18 protein-coding genes, 4 pseudogenes and 1 other annotated feature are annotated in these 22,447 nt (G+C 58.7%); of the genes and pseudogenes, 13 read left to right on the top strand and 9 right to left on the bottom strand.

The window, feature by feature from the left end; all coding sequences use genetic code 11:
* Positions 1 to 15: 15 nt before the first annotated feature.
* From BMY84_RS27760 to BMY84_RS27735, 6 genes are all read left to right on the top strand, one after another.
* A complete protein-coding gene (locus BMY84_RS27760; protein WP_218147058.1) occupies positions 16 to 2,307 on the top strand; it encodes a xanthine dehydrogenase family protein molybdopterin-binding subunit in 2,292 nt (763 codons plus the stop codon).
* A gap of 342 nt (positions 2,308 to 2,649) precedes the next feature.
* A complete protein-coding gene (locus BMY84_RS27755; protein WP_093088310.1) occupies positions 2,650 to 2,874 on the top strand; it encodes a hypothetical protein in 225 nt (74 codons plus the stop codon).
* 65 nt (positions 2,875 to 2,939) lie between these two features.
* On the top strand, positions 2,940 to 3,122 hold the full coding sequence (locus BMY84_RS27750; RefSeq protein WP_093088309.1) for a DUF3008 family protein: 183 nt from the start codon (positions 2,940 to 2,942) through the stop codon (positions 3,120 to 3,122).
* Between the two features lie 82 nt (positions 3,123 to 3,204).
* A complete protein-coding gene (locus tag BMY84_RS27745) occupies positions 3,205 to 3,456 on the top strand; it encodes a hypothetical protein (RefSeq protein ID WP_371262462.1) in 252 nt (83 codons plus the stop codon).
* A gap of 186 nt (positions 3,457 to 3,642) precedes the next feature.
* On the top strand, positions 3,643 to 3,885 hold the full coding sequence (locus BMY84_RS27740) for a hypothetical protein (protein ID WP_143075199.1): 243 nt from the start codon (positions 3,643 to 3,645) through the stop codon (positions 3,883 to 3,885).
* Positions 3,886 to 3,897: 12 nt separating this feature from the next.
* Complete coding sequence (locus tag BMY84_RS27735) at positions 3,898 to 4,524, top strand: phosphatase PAP2 family protein (protein ID WP_093088305.1); 627 nt, start codon at positions 3,898 to 3,900, stop codon at positions 4,522 to 4,524.
* A 113-nt stretch (positions 4,525 to 4,637) separates the two neighbouring features.
* Here BMY84_RS27735 and BMY84_RS27730 read toward each other — a convergent pair whose 3' ends face one another.
* The 5 genes and pseudogenes from BMY84_RS27730 to BMY84_RS30955 form a co-directional block, all read right to left on the bottom strand.
* Positions 4,638 to 5,120 (bottom strand): pyridoxamine 5'-phosphate oxidase family protein, encoded by a 483-nt coding sequence (locus BMY84_RS27730; RefSeq protein ID WP_093088303.1) that lies wholly within the window; start codon positions 5,118 to 5,120, stop codon positions 4,638 to 4,640.
* 119 nt (positions 5,121 to 5,239) lie between these two features.
* Positions 5,240 to 5,407 carry a DUF1328 domain-containing protein gene (locus BMY84_RS27725; protein WP_093088302.1) on the bottom strand — a complete coding sequence of 56 codons (168 nt, stop codon included), beginning with the start codon at positions 5,405 to 5,407 and terminating at the stop codon, positions 5,240 to 5,242.
* A gap of 267 nt (positions 5,408 to 5,674) precedes the next feature.
* Positions 5,675 to 7,810: a TonB-dependent siderophore receptor gene (locus tag BMY84_RS27720; protein WP_093088300.1), complete on the bottom strand. Its 2,136-nt coding sequence runs from the start codon at positions 7,808 to 7,810 to the stop codon at positions 5,675 to 5,677.
* Between the two features lie 60 nt (positions 7,811 to 7,870).
* Positions 7,871 to 8,239: a chloride channel protein gene (locus BMY84_RS30960; RefSeq protein ID WP_371262463.1), complete on the bottom strand. Its 369-nt coding sequence runs from the start codon at positions 8,237 to 8,239 to the stop codon at positions 7,871 to 7,873.
* Positions 8,240 to 8,262: 23 nt separating this feature from the next.
* Positions 8,263 to 8,451: pseudogene (locus tag BMY84_RS30955) on the bottom strand (chloride channel protein); the annotation flags it as partial.
* Between the two features lie 136 nt (positions 8,452 to 8,587).
* On the opposite strand from BMY84_RS30955, the gene BMY84_RS27710 reads away from it, so the two are divergent.
* The 7 genes and pseudogenes from BMY84_RS27710 to BMY84_RS27680 all read left to right on the top strand — a co-directional run.
* Positions 8,588 to 11,158, top strand: a complete 2,571-nt coding sequence (locus BMY84_RS27710) for an HWE histidine kinase domain-containing protein (RefSeq protein ID WP_093088299.1) — start codon at positions 8,588 to 8,590, stop codon at positions 11,156 to 11,158.
* 132 nt (positions 11,159 to 11,290) lie between these two features.
* A complete protein-coding gene (locus BMY84_RS27705) occupies positions 11,291 to 13,054 on the top strand; it encodes an ATP-binding protein (protein ID WP_256215486.1) in 1,764 nt (587 codons plus the stop codon).
* 206 nt (positions 13,055 to 13,260) lie between these two features.
* Complete coding sequence (locus tag BMY84_RS27700; RefSeq protein ID WP_256215485.1) at positions 13,261 to 16,017, top strand: hybrid sensor histidine kinase/response regulator; 2,757 nt, start codon at positions 13,261 to 13,263, stop codon at positions 16,015 to 16,017.
* A gap of 315 nt (positions 16,018 to 16,332) precedes the next feature.
* On the top strand, positions 16,333 to 17,178 hold the full coding sequence (locus BMY84_RS27695; RefSeq protein ID WP_093088294.1) for a DUF3800 domain-containing protein: 846 nt from the start codon (positions 16,333 to 16,335) through the stop codon (positions 17,176 to 17,178).
* Between the two features lie 318 nt (positions 17,179 to 17,496).
* Positions 17,497 to 17,766, top strand: a pseudogene (locus BMY84_RS27690) (transposase); the annotation flags it as partial.
* Between the two features lie 190 nt (positions 17,767 to 17,956).
* Positions 17,957 to 18,208, top strand: a complete 252-nt coding sequence (locus BMY84_RS30285; protein WP_218147056.1) for a hypothetical protein — start codon at positions 17,957 to 17,959, stop codon at positions 18,206 to 18,208.
* 686 nt (positions 18,209 to 18,894) lie between these two features.
* Positions 18,895 to 19,500 (top strand): annotated as a pseudogene (locus BMY84_RS27680) (IS3 family transposase); the annotation flags it as partial.
* Positions 19,501 to 19,813: 313 nt separating this feature from the next.
* Here BMY84_RS27680 and BMY84_RS27675 read toward each other — a convergent pair.
* The 4 genes and pseudogenes from BMY84_RS27675 to BMY84_RS27660 form a co-directional block, all read right to left on the bottom strand.
* A complete protein-coding gene (locus tag BMY84_RS27675) occupies positions 19,814 to 20,224 on the bottom strand; it encodes a type II toxin-antitoxin system VapC family toxin (RefSeq protein WP_093088293.1) in 411 nt (136 codons plus the stop codon).
* Positions 20,224 to 20,478, bottom strand: a complete 255-nt coding sequence (locus tag BMY84_RS27670; protein WP_093088327.1) for a type II toxin-antitoxin system Phd/YefM family antitoxin — start codon at positions 20,476 to 20,478, stop codon at positions 20,224 to 20,226. Before BMY84_RS27670 ends, BMY84_RS27675 begins: the two co-directional genes overlap by 1 nt.
* A gap of 17 nt (positions 20,479 to 20,495) precedes the next feature.
* Entirely contained in the window at positions 20,496 to 21,485 is a 990-nt protein-coding gene (locus tag BMY84_RS27665; RefSeq protein WP_371262461.1) for a tyrosine-type recombinase/integrase, read from the bottom strand.
* A pseudogene (locus tag BMY84_RS27660) lies at positions 21,451 to 22,401 on the bottom strand (IS3 family transposase); the annotation flags it as partial. The pseudogene BMY84_RS27660 and the gene BMY84_RS27665, both read right to left, overlap by 35 nt.
* Positions 22,282 to 22,395: a sequence feature (AL1L pseudoknot), on the bottom strand. (Overlaps the previous pseudogene by 114 nt.)
* Positions 22,402 to 22,447: the final 46 nt, after the last annotated feature.

Genomic DNA, 22,447 nt, shown 5'->3' with positions numbered 1-22,447 from the left:
CGTTTCAAGAGCGCGATGCAGGCGATCATGAAAAAGGGTGTTGGCCTCGCTCCTGATCGCTGGATCCCGGGCGGCGTGCCCGATCCGTTGATCGCGCGCGCCAAAAATGGCTCGATCGGCACTGCTCTCTCCCGCATCGACGGTCCGCTAAAGGTGCAGGGACACGCGCGCTTTGCGGCCGAGTTCGATATTGAAAACATGACATATGCCGCCCTAGCGTACAGCACCATCCCCAAGGGCCGCATCGCCGCGCTGGACGTCGCTGCAGCCGAAGCTTCCCCCGGCGTCCTTCTCGTCATGACCCATCATAATTGTCCCCGCCTCAAGCCCACGCCCGTCTTCTTGTCGGACGATAAGGCGGCGGGCGGCAGCGACCTGCCCGTCATGCAGGACGAGTGCATCTACTGGAACGGTCAGCCCATAGCGCTGGTTCTGGCGGAGACCCATGAACAGGCCCAGCATGCCGCATCGCTCATCCGCGCGACCTATGTAGAGGAGCCAGCAGAGACGTGCTTTGCGCAAGCGAAGAAACACGCCCGCCATGTGGAATTTCAGGGCGAGCCTTTGCAGGTCGCGATCGGCGACGCGGAAGAAGCGCTTGCGGCCGCCCCGTTCGCCGTCGATTCACTGTATGAAACTCCGCGCCACAACCACAATGCCATTGAGCTACATGCTGCAACCCTGGTCTGGGACGGCGACGACTTGCGGCTCCACGACGCCATACAGTTCGTAGCGCATACGGCATGGACGCTGGCTCAGATATTCGGGCTGGACGAATCCCAGGTGCATGTCAGTTCACCCTATGTGGGCGGCGGCTTTGGCGGGAAGACACTGTGGTGGCATCAGATCCTTGCCGCCGCAGCCGCGCGCCTCGCGAAGCGGCCGGTGCGCGTGATGCTATCGCGTGAGGGCGTCTATCGTCTCGTCGGCGGACGAGCGAATACGGAACAGCGTGTGGCTCTGGGGGCTGATACCGACGGCAAGTTCAAGGCGCTGATCCACACCGGCTATGCCGCCATGACCACACATAACGCCATGCCCGAACCGTTCATCCTGCCTGCGATGTCGATGTATGGGGCCGAGGCGATCAAGCTGGACGTGCAGGTCGCGGATCTCGACATGCTGGCCAATACGTTCATGCGCGCGCCGGGTGAGTCCGTCGGAACCTTCGCGCTGGAATCGGCTATAGACGAACTGGCGGAGCGGATGGGGATCGATCCCATAGAACTGCGCCTGCGCAACGAGCCGGAAAAGGATCCCGTCAATGGCCTCCCCTTTTCTGCCCGCCACAGCGCCCAGGCATGGCGCGATGGCGCGGAGCGGTTCGGATGGGCGGATCGCAATGCCCGGCCGGGGATGCGGCGCGAGGGCGAGTGGCTGGTAGGCATGGGCGCGGCGGGCGCGACCTATCCCTATTACCGTATGCCCGGCAGCGCAGCGCGCCTGACACTGCGCAGGGACGGACACGTCACCGTTGATGTCGCCGCGCATGAGATGGGCATGGGGACAGCGACAGTCCATACTCAGGTTACGGCGGACCGGCTCGGCCTGTTCTCGGAACAGGTGACGGTGAATTATGGCGACACCTCCCTCCCCGGCACGATATTGGCGGGCGGCTCCCAGCAAACCGCTGCCGTCGGCGCTGCGGTGCGCGCGGCCTTCGATGCTATGGTCGCCGAATTGCTCAAGCTGGCAGGCAATACCTCACCACTGGCAGGCCTCAAACCCTCTGAGATCGAGGGTCGCGATGGCGGCCTTGGCAAGATCGGCGATCCTGCCGCCCATGAAAGCTACGCGGCCATCCTTGCCCGAGCGCAGCGCGAAGAGCTTCAGGTCGAGGCTAAACCGGCAATGCCCCTGGAGATCATGCACTGGTCGATGCACAGCCATGGCGCCATGTTCTGCGAAGTGCGCGTGAACGCCATCAGCGGCGAACCGCGCGTCCGCCGTTTCCTCGGTTCCTTCGACTGCGGCCGCATCCTCAATCCCAAGACAGCCGCGAGCCAGTTTCGCGGTGGCATGATCATGGGGCTGGGCCTTGCACTTACCGAAGAGGCACAGTTTGACGAACGTAAGGGGCGGATCATGAACGCCAGCCTTTCCGACTATCATCTCCCGGTTCACATGGACGTGCCGAAGATCGAAGTGATGTGGACCGACATTCCCGACCCGCACACGCCCATGGGTGCGCGCGGTATCGGTGAGATCGGGATCACTGGGACAGCCGCCGCAATAGCCAATGCCGTCTACAATGCCACTGGCAAGCGTGTGCGCTCTCTTCCGATTACACTCGACAAGTTGATCTAGAGCGTTTTCCAAGCAGGTGGAATCACCTGCTGACCCGGAAAATGCGGTAAACCAAAAACTTGGAGCAGGCGAGCCGATGCAATCGGATCGGAAACTGCTCTAGTCAGCTCGATTTTAGATCGGCCACACCCACCGCCTTGTCGGGCACAAGTGACCTCTTATGTTATATTCAGACGTGTTATCAGTTGTTCAACCGCCGGCCGTCCGCTTTCCGACTGGTAGTCGTCAAATCCCATTGTCCATATGAAGCGGTAATCCTCGCCAAACAGTTGCCTCCCTGCCCCGTTCTCCATCGCGAAGGAACCCAGACCTGGGACAATGGTTTGGCCATAAGGAGAAGCAATGATGCACAAGGACCGCGAAGAGGACGGGGTTGTCACGCATTTGTCGACAACCCAAGTACGGAGCGGATCGCCAGCACGCATGACCCGGAATATTCTGGCGGTCAGCCTCCTTTTGATCGTGATTGTTCTGGCCCTGGCGCTCGCCTCCGGCTTTTTTGAAACCGACCGCACGGGCGCTGACGATGTCAACGCGGGTGACTTGGCAACCAGCAACATAAATTAGTCTCTGCAGAGCCGTTCTGTTGGCCGCCAATGCTCTGCTCCACCGCCAACAAAGGACGGCAGATCATGCCTGCCAAGTCGAAAGCTCGACAGAAAGCCGCAGGTGCGGCGCTCGTGGCCACAGGCGGCGAGCAGCCCAAATTCAAACTCAAGGGCGCCTCGAAAGAGATGGAGCAATCCATGTCCGAAAAGCTGCTCGCAAAATTTGCCAGTACGAAGAGAAGGAACCTGCCTGAGCACAAAGACTGACCATAGACCGCCCCATCCGGTAACGCCCGACGGGCGATATTTCGTGGTGGGAGCGCGCCTATGGCGAATGAGCAACCCAGCCTTGTCAGACCGAGAACGCCAGCATTGGGTCCAAGTGCTGATGCGCGCTCGTCGCGAAATGGGCGACGCGCGTCTGACACAGGACATGGAGGCGAAGAAAAAGGCTCGCGCCACTGTGGACGAGGCGAAGCAGGCGCTTGGCGAGCGCGGGCCGGTCTGGTGGGACGACGGCACGCCGGATTACAATCGTCACCTAATCAGGAACACGCCATACGCAAGTTGGTATGAAGGCCTTCCGCAGGGGAAATCCTGATTGCAAACCCTGCATCGGTGTTAACCGCCCTATCTGTTACGGCGCTTGCGTCGTGCCGCGAAAGAGGACGTGCCTTTCCGGCATCCTTTCCTAAAACTTATCCGCCGGTCATCTGACCGGCCTTTTTTGCATTGATGGCAAACCGTAGCGCTGACCAGTCGTTTCAGTCTCATGGAAGATAGCGAGATGATCGAGCGGCTCGCCCGCACCATTTGTAAATTGCGAGGCGTACCGCCCGACGACCACCATTCTGATTTCGATACCCAATGGCAGGCCGTCGCTCGCGAGGCGAAAGGCCTGCTGATCAGCATGCTTGAACCGACCGAGCATATGACCCGAGCGGGCGCAAAAATGGGTGGATGTGACATCGATCAGGCGCGAGCAATTTACCGTGCGATGGTGGATGCTGCGATCGACCGGAATATCTGAGGAGAGGACATCATGCCACAGGTCAGGCGGCTTCCCAAACAGCGCATCGCCAAGCTGTCGCTGCCCGAGCGGATAGACGTTGAATTCATCGAGAAGCTGCGGCCGGTGCTTCAGGCTCCCACCGTAAAATGGATCGGGGAGCTCGGCAATGTCGGCGACGAACCGCCGCTGCTGGGGTTATCGCTTGCCCTGCTTGCCGGCGGGACAATCGCGCGCAGGCCCCTATTGCAAAGAGCCGCAATCCGGATGCTTCTTGCCCATCTCTTTGCGATCGCACTCAAGGAATGGGGAAAGAACAATGTCGACAGGACGAGGCCGAACAAGCAGCTGAGGTCTGGCCGCTATCATATGGCGAAGGGCAAATCGCGTGCTGCAGCGCTGCGTTCCTTTCCAAGCGGCCACACCGCCAGCGCTTGGGCTCTCGCCCGGGCGTTCTCTCGCGACTATCCTCGCTATACAGGGTCGGTGCTGGCGGCCGCAGCGGTGAACGGCGCTTTGCAGATACCCCGCGGCGCCCATTATCCCGGCGATGTCGTGGCAGGCGGCATGGCGGGCGCAATTGCCGAGAAAGTTGCCGACCTCATGATCCGGATGATTGGGCTGCGGCCCACGGGGCAGAAGCTTGTGGCCGCTGCCTAGCCGTGCCCCTTATTATCCTCGTCAATCAGAAGGTTTGGCTTGCTCGCGCCCCCACAATGTTTGCTTTGGGGGACGTGGCAGCACAGCCCTGCGCTGCCGTGCCCCTATGCGGATTAGACGATGGTGTTCGATACGACGGCGTGGCTACCCTCTTCGTCCGCCCTGATCTTGCCGCCGAAGAGCATCTTGAGCTTTCCGGTCAGCGACAGGTCTGCCTCCCACAGCTCGGCATCATCGATGTCGAAGCGGAGAAGGGCGAGATTGGGATCGGATTTTCCCTCGGGAAACCAAGCTTCCACCTGCTTGGACCAGAGCTTGTCGATCATAGCAGTGTCATTGTCGATGACCACGCTGCCAGACAGGCAGGCGAAGAAGTCCTGCCCCTTGGACACGAACTGAGCCATCGCCCGGCCACCTTTTGCAAGACGGTTGTCCTTGCCGATGAAGAACCAGATCGTGTCGACCTGATCCTTGTCGAGCTGCGCAGTCAATGGCTCCGAATGACTTTCGTCGTCCGCAAGGCCGATCATGATGAAAGGCCCTTTCTCAAGCTTATCCCACATATGCTGCTTCAGCTTGTGCGTATCGACTGCCATTTCACTCTCCTCAAGGTTGCGCGAAGTACAACGCCTTGCGGCAAGTCAGGTTTCGCTGAAGCAAAGGCTCGCGCGATCGCGCGAGCCTTGCGGAAACTGGCTGCCCGCCGCCAAAAAGGTTATGGCACTCTGCGACCCCGACCGAACAGAAATCCCAGGACGACGAGCACAACCGCGACGAGAAGGAAAATCTTAGCGAGCTCAGCAGAGAGGCCTGCAACACCACCGAAGCCCAGAAGCGCAGCCACGATGGCTACGACTGCTAAAATAATGGCCCATCGAAACATGACATATCTCCTTAGACAAGCGGCTTTCTATTACGTTCAAGAGCGCGCTATCGTCAAAACCAGCGCACGAAATGAATGTTCCAAATGCGCAACGTTAGCTATTCAGTCATCCTATTTCGAGGCGCGCTGATCGCGAACGTTCAGATGATGTCAGCGTCCGCCAAGTGCGACGTTCTCATCTGCCCCGATAAAAATCAGCGCAGCATATAAGTTGCCAGTCGGACGATCCAGGCGGGCGGTTGACCCGAATGGATGCCAAAATTCCAGTTACCAGTAGATGCGCGCGCTCAGTGCGCCGTTCATGCCTTCACCGATATTGCCAAGGCCCCAATATTTCTTGTTGAACAGATTGTTGACGTTGCCCGTAAAGGCCACCTTCCGCCCACCGATCAGCGCCTCATATTGGAAGCCAGCGTTGGCGATCGTGCGGTCAGGGATGTAGAGGATATTCTCATCTCCCGTAGGCGCCCTGCCGAAATAGCGGGCGTTGGCGTGCAGGCTGAGGCCCGGAACCCCTGCCACCGCATATTCGACATTGCCCGTGACTTGCCATTTCGCGGCTTCCGCCGGGATGTTGCCGATGAGCGGCGACGGCAGGATGCTTCCATCCTCATCCACGACCGGCGACAGCTTGCGCAATTCCGGGTCGAGCCGGATCACGCCTGCGCCCAGTTTCAGCTGCTTGTCCACCTGCCAGCTGCCGATCAGTTCTACGCCCCTATAAAGCGTCTGTCCGTCCTGCCGCAGATAGGGCTGACTTACACCGGCCTCCCAACGTTCGGCCGTATTCACACGTTCGATGCGGAAGGCGGCAGCAGTGAGGCTGATGCCGCCATGCTCGACCTTGGCGCCGACCTCAAATTGCTTGCTGACGGTCGCCTTCAATATCTCGTCAGCATTGGCATATTCGCCGCCGACCTGAGACCCCGGCTCCAGCGATTCGACATAGCTGCCATAAAGCGACGCCCACGGCGCGGGCTTGCCGATCAGCGCGAAAGTCGGCGACAGGGTAGATGTCCGATAGCCGCTGTCGGGATCGCCAGGCAGCGGCAGCAGCCGATACCAGGTCTGCCGCCCGCCCACGACCGCTTGCACATGATCGCCGAAATGGATCGTGTCGCTCAAAAACAGGGCATATTGACGCTGCTTGTCGGGGATCGGATCCATCGACCAGTCGAAGGCGCGCGTCACGCGGAACGGCTGATCCTGATAGAGATTGCCGGTGAAATCCTCACTCCAGTAAAATTCGTTGCTTCGATAGCTTTCCGTCGCGATGACCGATGCGCCCGCAACGATGGCATGGCGGATCGGCCCCGTCTCAAACTCGCCCTGCACCATCGCCTGCGCAAAATGGCTTCTGTCCAGCCAGGCGAAATTATAGGCGTTGCCGGTATAGTCGCCCGCCTGATTATGGATGGTGGCGAACATCTTGTTCGACCAATGTTTCTTACTGGCATAGCCATAGGTGAGCTTGGCGTTCCAGCCATCGGCAAAGCCCCAGTCGATGCCCGTCGCTGCCGACAGAGTGTGCACGCGATAGAAGGTGTTATCGATGTTCAGCTTGTCATAATCCGTCGTCGGCTTCGGCAGCTTCGCATCTTCATAGGCATACCAATAGATCTGGAACGGCTCCGCCTCGAGCTTGCTTTCCTCGTATGCCGCCGTGCCATACCATTTGATGTCGGGCGTCAGCGCATATTCCAGTGCGGCGGACGCCAGCCAGCGGTTGTTCTTTGCCTCATTATAGAGCCGGCCTTTCTCACCAGCGATATTGATGCGATAGCCCAGCCGTCCATCCTGGGTCAGCGGCCCGCCCGCATCGACATGGGCATAGACATCGCCCGTCGCCCGCCATCCCAGTTCGGTCGTGAGCAGCGGATCGGCCGTCGGCCGCTTGGTGCGATAGCTGATCGTGCCGCCCGGCGCGCCAAAGCCATACATGAAGCCGGACAGACCCTTCAGCGCCTCGACCGTCTCGACCGATTCCAGCGGATAGGTGCCGCCCCAATAGAGCATCAGCGGTACGTCATCGATATAATAGTTGCGCACGCCCAGCCCACGGATTTGCGTGCCCCACCAGTCGGTCGTGCCAGCCGGGGAATAGGAAAAAACGGCAGGATCGTTGATGAATATCTGTCCGATGGAAGTAGCCTGCCGTTTGGAAATATCTTCGCGATCCACCACCGTGATCGAATAGGGCGTGTCGAGCAGCGTCTTTGCGCCCAGCGCGCCATTAGCCGTGACCTTGTTCTGGCCTTCATCGACGATCAGGCCATTGACGATGATGTCCGCCCTGCGCTCATTGGTCGCATCATGGTCTGCAGTTTCCGCTGCTTTTGCTGTCGCAGCGATGGCAAGCACCCCCGGCACTGCGATCGAGCAAATCAAATATCTGTTGTTCATAGTCGGCCCCTCCGTCACAAAGCGACTTAGCTTTATCGCTATTGCGGGTCAATCGCATATCTAAGGAGCGCCGAGCAGTGGCAACGTGAGGCCGCAACTTGCCGTCGTCTCCGATATAATGATGACGGAAGTCGAAGGCGCCCGCACTACGCCGGTGAAATAGGCGACCATGCCCAGCAGCATTCCCGCTCCCGGCGGATAAGGGGGTAAGATGCTGCGAAACACGTCGCCAATTGCTGCTCCCACCGACAGGGACGGCGCGAATATGCCATCGGGCAGACCCGATGCCGTGGCGAGCGTCGCCAGAAACTTGGCCGCGCCAAACCGGAGAGGAACATCTTCCCCTGCGATGACATCAAGGGCGGTCTGGTCGCCCGTGCCCAGGTCAGCCCTGTCGCGACGCCGAAGATCGCCACGGTCATGCCGCATATCCCGGCGAACAAAACCGGCCTCGACCGCAACCACGCGACCGGCTGGAACGGCGTCCTGCCTGCCGACAGCATCAGCCGAGAGAAGCACCCACCGGCCACGCCACCGATAAGCCCGGCAACGGGGAGCACGAACAGTCCCAGGTTTACGCTGAGCGTCTGGCGCATCTCGCCGAAATAGACATAATCGCCGGCAAGACCCAGGCTGGCCATGCTCGCGATCAGGACAGCCGCCATCACCAGCAGCCCTGTTCCATCCGACGCACCCGCAACGAAGTTTCCACTTCTTGCGTTATCGCGTGGAGCGCCTTTGGGCGCAAAACCGGCCCGGTGCCGACAAAATAGCAGGATGAACGTGCAGGATTTCGACAAAGTTGATCTCACCAACTGCGATCGCGAGCCGATCCATCTTCTGGGCGCCATCCAGTCGCCCGGTTTCCTTATTGCCGTAAGCACGGACTGGATCATTGCCCGGGTTTCGAAGAATATTCGCGACCTACTGGGCTTCGACCCCGACCATCTGATCGGTACCCCCCTGGCCGATTATGTACCCGGCGCCCTTCTGCACGATCTGCGCAACAAGATTTCCTATCTTACCGAGCCGGATATGGTCGAGCGCATGTTCGGCTGTCAGATCGGCACGTCCGGCCAGCCTTATGACGTGGCCGTGCATTTTTCCGCCGGCCAAATCCTGATCGAGGCGGAACCGGGCGTGGCGAGTGGCGGCGACGCCACCAATTCCGTGCGCGCCATGATGTCGCGCCTTGACCGGACCAAGGACATGAAAGCCTTCTATCGGGAAGGCGCCCGTCAGGTCCGCGCCATGCTGGGTTATGACCGGGTCATGGTCTATAAATTCGCGACCAGCGGCGCGGGTGAGGTCGTAGCGGAGGCGGCGAAACCCGGCATCGGCAGTTTCCTCGGCCTCAACTATCCCGCCAGCGATATTCCCCGTCAGGCCCGCGCCCTTTATAAGCGGAACCTTGTTCGGGTCATCCGTGACGTAGATGCAGAGCCAATCCCGATCGTGCCGACCATCGACGCTTCTGGACAGCGTCTGGATCTGTCACTCTCGATCTTGCGATCGGTATCGCCGATCCACATCGAATATCTCAAGAATATGGGCGTTCAGGCGTCGCTCTCAATTTCCATCGTGGTTGACGACGAGCTGTGGGGGCTATTTGCCTGTCATAATTATTCGCCGCGTGCGCCGACTTTCGAGCGACGGTCGGTATGCGAACTGTTTGCCGAGATGTTTTCGATGCGGCTGGAATCGCGGGAACGCCGGCTGATTGCGGATTATGACCGGCGCGCACGGGACATTTCCGATCAGTTGCTGGGCGCGGTCGCGTCGGATGAGACGTTGCTCAATGACCCCGATTGGCTAGCCGACATTCTGACGGGCGCGATCCCTGCCGATGGCGTCGGCATATGGATTAACGGTAATTATGCCTTTTCAGGATCGACACCGCCGACCGAGGATTTCCGGCGGATCATTCGTGCATTAAACGGCCTTGCCGCTGGTCGCGTATATACGACCGATCATATTGGCGGCCTGATCGAAAAGGCTTCTGGCTTCGCGGACATGGCAGCGGGGCTGCTGGCCATTCCGATTTCCCGTTCGCCGCGCGATTATGTTGTCCTGTTCCGGTCGGAACTGAAACATTCGGTGCGCTGGGCCGGCGATCCGCACAAGCCGATCGAATATGGCCCCAACGGACCGCGCCTTACGCCGCGAGCCAGTTTTGCAGAGTGGCAGGAACTGGTCGACGGCCATGCCGAACCCTTTTCCCCATCGGAAATTCGGGTAGCGGAAACATTGAGGGCAACGCTGATCGAGGTGGTTCTGCGACTGGCGGACGAAGCAGCCGCAGAGCGGCGCCAATCGACCGCCCGGCAGGAAATGCTGATCGCCGAACTCAACCATCGGGTGCGCAACATCCTGGGCGTCATTCGCGGCCTCATCCGGCAATCCCAGCCGGACAATGCGGAGGTGAAGGATTTCGTCAAGCTGGTGGACGGCCGCATCCATGCGCTGGCGCGCGCGCATAACCAGATTACCGACGATCATTGGGGACCAGCTCCGCTCGAAGCGCTGATCGATGCGGAAGCCGCCGCCTTCGCCGCGACGCGCCAGAGCGCCATCATTTCTACGGGGGCACCTATTTTGCTGAACCCCCAGGCCTATTCCACGATGGCGTTGGTGATCCACGAACTCGTCACCAATTCCACCAAATATGGAAGCCTGTCCGGCAGCGGAGAGGTTCACATCAACTGGTCGCGCAACCATAAGGGCGATCTGGTGCTGGTCTGGCAGGAGGTCGGCGGCCCGCCGGTGTCGCCGCCCAAGCGTAAAGGCTTCGGCACAACGATCGTCAATCGGTCCGTCCCCTATGACCTGGGTGGACAGGCGAGCATCGACTATGCGCCCGATGGCGTTCGCGCCGAATTTTGCATTCCATCAAGGCATGTATCCGAGCCCAAATCCCGTGGTGGTCCTGAAATGCGCCTTCCCCGCAGGCCTGTCTCCAGCCAGCAGCCTGTCGATCCGGGTTTGGCCGGACACAAGACGGTATTGCTGGTCGAAGACAGCCTCATCATCGCTCTGGACGCTGAAGATATTCTCAATCGCTTCGGTGCTTCTGTTGCTACAGCTTCCACGCCGGAGGCAGCGCATGATACGCTGGATCAGAACAGGGTCGATTTTGCCATTCTGGATATCAACTTGGGTGATCAGACCAGTTTCGGTATCGCGGACCGGCTTACGGAGCTGGGCATCCCCTTCTTCTTTGCATCGGGTTACGGGGAGCAGGCTAACCTGCCGATGGAGCATCGTTCGGCCACAGTGGTCCAGAAACCCTACACGACGCATAATATCGCCAAGGCCATTGAGGACCTGTTCGGCACGGAAGCCAACTGAACGAAACGACAAGGTTTAGGGATCGTCCCTCGGGCGGGAACATTTTGGCGGGCAGCAGGATTTAGCGTTCTGGGCGAGATGAGCGCGCCTTGAGGGGTATCAATGTCTGTTACGCATCGGGGGCCGAATCTTTTGCCATTGCAGTCTGTGTCGCCATCATCGGATGGAGACGCATCGGACATCGATCTGCTGCACAGCGTCAGCGTCGCCCTGATCGGCGAAAATGACCGGCTCGAACTTTATGGCAGGATCGTCGAGGCTGCGGTGACGATCACAGGCTCGCAGTTCGGGACGATGCAGCTTCTCTGTCCCGTCGGTGATCCTTCCGGTCATGGCGGACAGCTTCAACTTCTGGCCCATCGCGGCCTTCCGCCCGAGGCCGTCGGCTTCTGGCAGTGGGTCAGTCCTGCGGCCTTTAGCAGCTGTACGCTGGCATTGAAGCTCGGCCAGCGCGCCATCATTGCCGATTTTGAGACATGGGACGCTATTGCCGGCACGCCTGATCTGGAGGCGTTTCGCGCCGCCGGCATTCGTTCGGCCCAGACGACGCCACTGCTGTCACGCAATGGAAAATTGCTGGGCATGATCTCCACCCATTGGAGCGAACCACATCAACCGTCGGAACGGGACTTGCGGCTGCTCGATATTGTGGCCCGTCAGGCGGCCGATCTGCTGGAACGCACGATAGCCGAAGAACAGTTACGCGACCTCAATGAAACGTTGGAAGCCCGGGTCGAGGCGCGATCGCACGAGTTGATGGCGGCGGAAGCTCAGGTCCGTCAGCTTCAGAAGATGGAGGCGATCGGCCAGTTGACCGGGGGCGTCGCTCATGACTTCAACAATCTGCTGACCATCATCCGTGGCTCGGCAGAGTTGCTGGCATCACGAGACCTGCCCCGTGAGAAGCAGAAAAAATATATTGGCGCCATCGCGGATACCGCTGATCGTGCGGCGAAGCTGACCAGCCAGCTTCTTGCCTTTGCGCGCCGGCAGGCGCTTCGTCCCGAAACCTTCAACGCTGCGACCAAGGTCGAAACTGTTACCGATATGCTGCGGACGGTGGTGGGATCGCGTATCGACCTTGTCGTCGATCCGATATGCAAATCCTGCTTCGTCGAGGTGGATGCCAGCCAGTTTGAAACTGCACTGATCAACATGGCCGTCAATGCGCGCGATGCGATGAACGGCGAAGGCCGCATCATCATATCAATCGAGGCCGCCGGGGCCATTCCCGCCCGCCGCGGCCACGCGGGTGCGAAAGGCGACTTCGTCAAGGTGTCGGTTTCGGACACCGGGTCGGGCATTGCAGATACCCAGATCCAGCATATCTTCGAACCCTTCTTCACGACCAAGGAAGTAGGCAAGGGCACGGGCCTTGGACTCAGTCAGGTTTATGGCTTCACCAAACAGTCGGGTGGTGAAATCGACGTGAGCAGCCGCCTTGGCAAAGGCACGACCTTCAGCCTCTATTTGCCGCGAATCGCCGCCGCGCATATCGCGGAGCAGCCCCGCCTTCCCGGCAATGTCGTTGGCGCCCAGGCGAATATTTTGATTGTGGAGGATAATGAGCAAGTCGGGGCGTTCGCTACCCAGCTTTTAGGCGATCTCGGCTTTGTTACCCGGCGCGCTACCAATGCCAATGAAGCGCTGGCCATCCTCGACAAAGAGGCGGAAGAAATCGACATAATTTTTTCGGATGTCGTCATGCCGGGTATCGACGGTCTGGAACTGGCGCGCCGTGTTCGTTCGCGCTGGCCGGCGGTCAAAATCGTGCTGACCAGCGGTTACAGCCATGTCCTTGCCGATGACGCGCATCATGGCTTCACTCTGCTTCACAAGCCATATTCCGTGGAGGAGTTATCTGGCGTGTTGCAAGGTGGACAGCATGCACGCTAAAAGTGGCCCCCTTCCATTCCCCATTACGCACTGGCCGATTTTCAGGCGCTATGATCGCGGCTTTGCCGCTGATAAATGGACGGCCAGGTGTTTCAACTAGCAACCCGACCAGATAGGGAAATTGCGCCTGTCTTTCCAAGATGATCAGGCGTGTCGAGGGGATTATGTCGGATAGCCTAACGGATATATTCCCGGGACATTCCACGATGAGCGCGATCATGCGCGCGCATGATTGGGATGCGACGCCGTTAGGCCCTCCGGAACATTGGCCCGAAGCATTGCGGGCACCACTCAGACTCATGCTCCTGTCGCGTTTCGAAATGTGGCTTGGCTGGGGCGAAGAACTCAGCTTTTTCTACAACGACGCCTATATCGCGACATTGGGTGCCAAACATCCCGCCGCATTGGGCGCGCCTATGTCGCAGGTATGGCGAGAAGTCTTTGACGATGTGAAAGATCGCGTCGTCTCTGTCATGCGTGACGGTAGGGCGACCTGGGACGAGCAGTTGCTGCTGCTGCTGGAGCGCAATGGTTATCCGGAAGAAACCTATCACACCTTTTCCTACAGCCCGCTGATCGGCACCAGTGGCTCTGCCGAAGGTCTGATGTGCGTGGTCAGCGAGGAAACCGAACGCGTCATCAGCGAACGGCGGATCACCCAATTGAACGCCCTTGCCGCCGCCTTGCTCAACGCGAGGAGCCGTGCTGATGTGGTGGATGCCGTCCGTCAGACATTTGCTGACGGCAAGGACTTCCCTTTTGGCGACCTTGTGCTGTTCGCAACCGCCGACAGTACGGGGCCAGCGCCAGCGAACGATGTGGTATGGCCAGTTGCCGCCATCGAAAATGGCACGAAGCAGTTCGTCGTCCCGCTGGAGGGATTGCTGACCGACCCGCCGACCGGCGCCTGGCGGATTCCACCGCGCAAGGCGCTGATGGTGTCAGTGGATCAGTCGGGCGTGGCACAACCAGCGGGCGCGTTGGTTCTGGCGCTAAACCCCTACCGGCCGCTCGACGAGGCGACGACAGACTATGCATTGCTCATCGCCAGCCAGATCGCTGGAGCGCTCGCCACGATCGAGGCGATGTCGGCACAGCGTCGAGACCGGGATCGCCTGTGGACCCTTAGCCAGGATCTGATGCTGGTCTGCAACTTTCAAGGCGTGATCGGCTCCGTCAATCCCACCGCCACGCGCCTTCTGGGCTGGGCAGAGGATGAGATGGTCGGGCATGTCCTCGCGGACTTCGTCCACCCCGACGATTTGGCCAGCACCGCTGCGGAAGTCGGCAAGCTGGCGCAAGGCGTCACGACCCTGGCGTTTGAAAATCGTTACCGGTGCAAGGATGGAAGCTACCGCTTGCTGGACTGGAATGCGGTGCCCGATGCCGGCCATATCCATGCCGTGGCGCGCGACATCACGAAAGAACGCCAACTCGCCCGGGACCGGGAGCGCATCTGGGCCATATCGCCGATCGTCAAGGTCGTTGCCACGACCTCAGGGCTTATCACCGCGGTCAACCCATCATGGACCACGATATTGGGATGGACCGAGCGGGACACGATCGGCCGTGGCATATTGGAATTTGTCGCCGAAGAGCGCGACGCTGCGGCGGCGCGTCTGGCGAAACTCTCGGCCAGCGACGCAACTGTCGTGGAGTCGCAAAGCGTCTTCTGTGCCAGTGACGGTCGTCATGTGCGTTTTGCCTGGACGACGGTTCCAGAAGCCGGAATGCTGTATCTGTTCGGACGAGATATAACTGCGGAAACCGAGGCGGCCGAGACGCTCGCAGCCACAGAAGAGGCGTTACGCCAGAGCCAGAAAATGGAGGCGGTGGGCCAGCTGACAGGGGGCATCGCCCATGACTTCAACAATCTTCTTGCAGGGATATTGGGTAATCTCGAGCTGCTAGATCTGCGCATAGCGCAAGGCCGGCTTGAAGCGGTCCCCCGTCATCTGGAAACCGCGCAGGGCGCGGCAAAACGCGCCGCCGCCTTGACCCAGCGCCTGCTTGCCTTTTCCCGGCGGCAAACGCTGGATCCTTCGCCGGTGAACGTCAATCAACTGATATCCGGACTGGAAGACCTTGTGCGGCGCACCGTAGGTCCATCGATCGAAATCGAAGTGGTGGGTGCAGGTGGCCTTTGGGCGACAATGGTCGATCGATATCAACTAGAAAATGCGATCCTAAACCTGTGCATCAACGCTAGGGATGCGATGCCGGACGGAGGACGCCTGACGATTGAAACGGCCAATAAATGGCTGGACGATCGCACCGCGCGCGAACGCGAACTGCCACCGGGCCAATATATCTCGCTTTGCGTCAGCGACACGGGGACTGGGATGACGCCCGAAGTCATTACGCGCGCCTTCGATCCATTTTTCACGACCAAACCGCTGGGCGAGGGGACGGGACTTGGTCTGTCGATGATTTACGGTTTCGTCCGCCAGTCCGGCGGCCAGGTGCGAATCTATTCCGAAGTCGGTTCGGGCACAACCATGTGCATCTACCTTCCCCGCCATATCGGCGATGCCATTGATGTCGAACAAGCGCTCGAACCCAATCTGCCCCCACCCGACGGCCATGGCGAAACCGTTCTGGTGATCGATGACGAGACGTCCGTTCGCTCCCTCATCGTGGATGTCCTGGCCGATAGCGGATATCATGTTGTCGAAGCTGCCGATGGCCCAAGCGGCCTGAAGATATTGCAGTCCGACCTGCGTATCGACCTGCTGGTTACCGATGTTGGCCTACCCGGTGGAATGAACGGGCGCCAGGTTGCTGATGCCGGCCGGGCTTTAAGGCCTGAGCTCAAAATATTGTTCATTACGGGCTACGCAGAAAACGCGGTCGTTGGAAACAGGCTTCTTGATCATGGCATGGAGATTATAACAAAGCCGTTCGGGATCGAAGCCGTAGCCAATAAGATCAGGGACATGATCGATCAGAGAGATAGGCTATAAGGGGCAAGCCCAAGGAGAAATTGCAATATTATCATGATAAGACCAATAGATTTGCAAACTCTATAGCAACAAATCACCCAAATTCTGTTACGAGTTTTAGGTTTATTAGCGAATTTGTCGCAATAAATCGATCATGGCAAAACCGAACCATGTTGGACGCTCAGCGCCAACTTTTCCGCTCTCAGATGCAGAACGGCCGCTTTTGGCGAGAACCAAGAAAATCTGCCAGGACGATAGCATTCTTATGAGCCGCCCTGCGCTCGAACGAGGATAGCCTGGGTAACGTTCGCCGCGCCGCTGCGCTAAAGCAGTCAAATGCTGAGAGCTTACATCGACGATTCTGTTTCCAACACTGGCGACCGACGGCTGGTGCTCGCTGCACTGATTCAAAGAGAGGCGACATGGGCGGCATTCGAAGTGGATTGGCAACGTGCGCTCGCCGAGCCACCAGCAATCGCCTACTTTAAGATGGCCGAGGCGCAGAACCGGCGCGACCAGTTCAAGGGGTTTTCCGAGAAGGAACGAAATCGCAAAGTCCATGCGCTCGCCAATATCGTCGCCCGTCATGCACCTTGGGGCTTTCACGCCTCGGTCAGCACGACTGACTATCGCGAATTGGTCGAGCCAACCGCACCCTTCCCTATGCGAACGCCCTATTTCCTGCTGTTCTACGCGATCGCATTCGGGGTCGCGCGAATGCATGAAGCGCTTAGCATTAGCGAGCCGTGCGACTTCATCTTCGATCAACTTTCCGGGCTTGATAAGAAGACGCTGCCTATGCTCAACGACATGATCGCGACCTCAGGCGGATCATGGGGCAGTCAGATCAGCGGCAGTGTTCGCTTTGCCGACGACAAGGACGAGGTCGCTATCCAAGCCTCGGATTTGCTGGCTTGGCTCATTCGGCGCGAGGGCGATGGCCCATTACCGCCCGGATGCGACGGATTGATGGACAAGCTCGTCATCTACGGCGTTAACCGTTTTACTGATGTCGACAGGGAGTGGCTCGTACGGATCAGCGCTGGCTTTTCGGAAATTCCGGGCGCGGACTCGGTCGACAAGCAAGGGTGGCGGGAAATCATTCCGATCTGGGAGGGTGGTCACGCCAAGGCGCTGAACGATGCCGTCATTGCAGCCGGCCTCTACCCACCCGAGGACTAACAACTCGGGGACCGCCTCAGTGATCTCACCAGTGCGTCGCTCGAGGCTCACGGAAACCGACCCAGGCTGTGTGAAAACGCCTTCGTTGACATGGTTGATAAATATTGGCCGTGCTGAGTTTTGCACGGCGTTGTCTTAGCCGGTGATGGCACTCAGCAGCTTACGGCTTCCCATGATGTTGAGGACGCGGGTGAGATTGTAGGCGAGGACGTGAAGGGCCATTTCGGTGGAAACTCGCGGCTTGGTTCTGGTGAGGAAATGAGTAGCCCCTAGATTTCTGGACGCCTTCTATCCTAATTTTGAGGACAGGAGACGACGATGGGGAAGCCTAATTTCAGCGATGAGTTCAAGCGTGATGCGGTGGCCCAGATCATCGAACGTGGGTATCCGGTAGCGGAGGTTTCTGAACGGCTCGGCGTCAGTCAGCATTCGCTGTACGCCTGGAAGCGGCAACTGGCGAAGGTTGTGTCTGGCGATGCCAGCAAGGATGCCGAGATCCGCCAGTTGAAGCGCGAGCTGGCCCGGGTGACCGAGGAGCGCGATATACTAAAAAACGGTCGCGGGTTGGCCCGCCTGTGCGCGGTAGAAACGGGCCGTGCTATGCTGCGCCGCAGGAGGGTCGCGGCCGTTCGCTTATTGGTGGCATGATACCCCGTTAAAAAACGTGGCCCGTGGGCAGTTGCGCACTTGAGAGTGGTGGCGCCGCTATGCGGCGACCCCGGTTAGGAAAATGACGGTTTGCATTGCCCATGCCCTCCCATTTTGGAGGAGATGTGGAATGAGTAGATCAATAGCGGCGAAAGTCGGTGATATGCCGATGATTGTGCCGGGCGCGGCGGCTATCGATATCGGTTCGACGATGCATATGGCGGCGGTCAATCCGGACGCTGACGATCGGCCCGTGCGGGCATTCAACACTTTCACCGGCGATCTGCATGATATGGCCCGCTGGTTCAAAGCGTGCGGCATCACGAGCGTGGCGATGGAATCTACCGGTGTGTACTGGATCCCAGCTTTCGAAGTGCTGTAAGAGCACGGTTTCCACGTCATCCTCGTCAATGCGCGGTATGCAAAGAATGTCCCCGGCCGCAAAACCGATGTGAATGATGCGTCATGGCTTCAGCGGCTGCACAGCTACGGTCTCCTGCGAGGCAGTTTTCGCCCGAAGGCCGGGGTCGCCACGTTGCGCGCCTATATGCGGCAGCGTGAGCGACTGATCGAGTACTCGGCATCGCATATTCAACACATGCAAAAGGCGCTGATGGAGATGAATGTGCAACTGCACCACGTCGTCTCCGACATCACCGGGGCCACGGGCATGCGTGTTATCCGGGCCATCGCCGACGGCGAGCGCAACCCCGCCACCCTTGCCCAGATGCGTGACGTTCGGTGTCATGCCAGCACAGAGACAATCTGTTCCGCCTTGACCGGAAACTGGCGCGATGAACACGTCTTCGCGCTGTGCCAATCGCTTGCGCTGTTCGACTTTTACCAGCTCAAAATCGTGGAGTGCGACCGAAAGCTGGAGATTGCGCTCCGGGACCTCGAAGGCGACGACGGGTACGACATTGCCCGTTTGCCCAAGGTTCGGACCAGGACCAAACAAGTGAACGCGCCGGACTTTGAAGTTCGTTCTGCGCTCTATCGCGTGCTGGGAGTAGACCTGACCCAGATCCATGGCATTGGGCCATCGCTGGCCCTCAAGCTGGTCGGAGAGGTATCAAGGCGCAGATCGGCTACAAACGCCGACCAGGGAGCTATGGCGGCAAGCCATCCCTCGCGGTCGACAACACTCTGGATCGGCAGTTCGACGTTGCTGCCCCTGATCAGGCCTGGGGGACCGACATTACCTACATCCGCACCCTGGAGGGCTTTGCCTATCTGGCTGTCGTGATTGATCTCTACTCCCGCCGCGTGGTGGGCTGGTCGATGCAGAGCAGGCAGACCACCGATGCGGTCCTGCAAGCGCTGCACATGGCGGTATGGCGGCGCAAGCCGAAGCAGCGGGTGCTGATCCACTCAGATCAGGGCTCGCAGTTCACCAGCATGGACTGGGCGGCCTTCATCCGGGCTCACAATCTTGAGCATTCGATGAGCCGGCGCGGCAACTGCCATGACAACGCCGTCGCCGAGAGTTTCTTCTCTTCGCTCAAGCGTGAGCGCATTCGGCGCCGCACCTACAAAACACGCGAGGAAGCCCGGCAGGACGTGTTCGATTACATCGAGATGTTCTACAACCCGGTGCGCAAGCAGGTCAGGAACGGGATGCTGTCACCCGCCCAGTTCGAACGGCAGCAGATTTTGAAAGCAGAAGGCGTCTAGAAAACTAGGGGCTACTCAATCACATGGTTTCCCATGGTGGCATATGGTTGAACAACGCCTGATAAACCCTTGTTTCATAAGGGTTTACAGATACCATAAGGAGCGTGTGATTTGAAGGTATGGTGGGCCCGGCAGCAACCGAAATTTATAATTAATACATTGAAAATAAATGATTTTTCTGCGTCCTCTCGGATCATGCCCGCAATTATGCCCGCAGAAGAAACCGGCTGCTAAAATTACAATATTCTCCTTATTTTACAATCTATTAATCCACATTTAAGCCACCCCTCTCCCTACGAACTCGACCTTCTACTTACTCTCGTTGCTCGAATGGATTTAACAACCTCACGTTAAATATCGTGAAGTCTCCAATGTTTCGGGTCACAACGGTGAGATCATGAACATGAGCCGTCGCGGCTATAAGTGCATCTTCATAGAGATGATCTGATTGTCCATGCATGAGCTTAGCCCATTGCCGATAGATCGCGGCATCTATCGGTAATATGTTCCAAGCATCAGCGACAGCGTCTGCCCATGTCTTGATCTCACCTGCCCTAACAAGATTTTGAGAGCGCGTGATTTCAATTCCCGCTTGGATTTCACCCAAGGTCACGGCGGACAAATATAGATTCTGGTCGTCTTGGCTTTCGAGCCAATTTAGCACTGCCCCATGAGGACGCGCACGACGCAGTTCAGACACGACATTCGTATCGAGCAGATACATCAGAACACCGGAGGCTTGCGGCGATGCCCGCCCCCGCGCGCAGGCACAGCTAGATCCCCTCTCCCCTCCGACGCGAGAAGCAGTTCCTTAAGAGAAGGGCGCGCACGATCTTTCAGACGACGCCACTCGGTAGCCGGAACGAGAACAGCAGCCTCTACTCCTCGCTTGGTTACCATTTGCGGTCCCTCGCTTGAGCATGCATCAAGGAGTTCACTAAATCGCGCTTTTGCATCTTGCACTGGCCAATGTCGCATATCAATCTCCTGACTAGTCATATAACTAGTCCTTGTGTATTTTGCAACGTCTCAAAGGGGCACGCAGCTCCCTGCCGCAGCAACCGATCCGGCGATGGAAGGCCTTGTGCAATAATATCCGCCCATACCTGATAAAGCGTGGCGCGCGGCTTTAAGTATCTCGCCCTGTTATATGCCCATTCGGAGGCCGACATCCCCTCTGGTATATGTGCAAGTGCGATATCGATCAGAAGCCTATCGCCAGGACGTTCCAGTTCCGCAGCCCGTTCGTTCAGAATTGTCGAAAATGCGGTCCGCCATCCATGCGGCACCATCCGGTTCTTAAACCGTCCATTTCCAAGACGCTTGTAGAGTGCACTTAACGAAGCATCGGTCATAGGATCACGCCAGGATCGTCCGTGGGTGAACACATATTCGAAACGCCCAGTCAGCGTTCGAACGGCTCGCAGCACGTCGATCGCTTGACGCGAAAGAGGGACGTCGTGCCCAAATTCGGGCTGCAGCTTATCTCCCATATCCAGCTTCATCCGATGGGCAGGGATTCGCCAGATCGCGTAGGAGGATGGCGCCTCAATATTGTCCCAGTCAATGCCTTCGAATTCCGACCAGACGGCCTGCCGCAGAAAACCTGCTCGCGGAACTGTCAATGCAAGCAAACGCGACGCAAGCTTTGTCATACTCCCTGCTGTTGAGCGGTCGACCGCTAGTTGCAGATCGGCGAGTTCCGAGACAGTCGTCAATGCTGGCAGCCGCATTACCGGCATCGCAGGCTTCAGCGCAGCGCCTATCAACTCGACAGAACGAACGGAATCGGCTGAAATGCGACCTTCTGCATGGGCGCGCTTCAGCACAGCTACAACATATCCTTTGACGCGCTTGGCTGTCTCAATCGCCCCACGACCCTCGATCATACGAAGCGCTGCCAGCACGGTCTGAACCGTACCGGGTTTGCCGGAGGCTATTTGGTTTAAGTTACGCAGCCATGGAGACGTCGTCCAGCATGGCATAATATTGTGCTTCGGCCTCAGCCGGTGGGATATTGCCGATGGGCTCCAGCAGGCGTCTGTTGTTAAACCGGTCCACCCATTCGAGCGTGGCATATTCCACGGCTTCAAAGGACCGCCATGGTCCTCGCCGATGTATCACCTCGGCCTTATAAGGGCCGTTGATCGTCTCAGCCAAAGCATTGTCATAGCTGTCGCCGACGCTGCCAACCGATGGCTCGATCCCGGCTTCGGCAAGCCGCTCCGAGTATCGGATCGACACGTATTGCGATCCGCGGTCGCTGTGATGGATGAGACCACCCCGATGGACAGGACGTCGTTCGTGGATAGCCTGTTCCAGTGCGTCCAGCACGAAGCCGGCATGCGCAGTCCTGCTGACCCGCCAGCCCACAATGTAGCGAGCATAGACATCGATTACGAAGGCGACATAAACGAAGCCCGCCCACGTCGCGACGTAGGTGAAGTCCGACACCCAGAGCATGTTCGGCGCCGGTGCATGGAACTGCCGGTTCACATGATCGAGCGGGCACGGCGCAGCCTTGTTGCTGATCGTGGTGCGCACGGGCTTGCCCCGGATCACCCCCTGTAAACCCAGATCGCGCATCAGACGCGCGATAGTGCAACGGGCAACAGCAAAGCCCTCGCGGTTCATCTGCCGCCAGACCTTGCGCACGCCGTACACCCCGAAATTCTCGGCAAAGACCCGGACCACCTCTGGCTTCAGATCCTGATCGCGCCGGACACGATCTGACAGTCGCTCCGGATCACGTCGCTGTGCGACGCGCTCATGATAGGTGGATGGGGCAATTGGCAGAACCCTGCAAATCGGCTCGACCCCATATTCCGCGCGATGCTCGTCTATGAAGGCCGTCATCGTTTGAACGGGCGGTCGAGCTCCGCCTGGGCATATGTGGACGGCCTCTTGGCAAGTCCTTTATAAACAATGTGCGACTCAGTCGGCTGCG

The sequence above is a fragment of the Sphingobium sp. AP50 genome (assembly GCF_900109095.1).
Lineage (GTDB): Bacteria > Pseudomonadota > Alphaproteobacteria > Sphingomonadales > Sphingomonadaceae > Sphingobium.
This window is presented reverse-complemented; position numbering and strand designations above follow the sequence as displayed.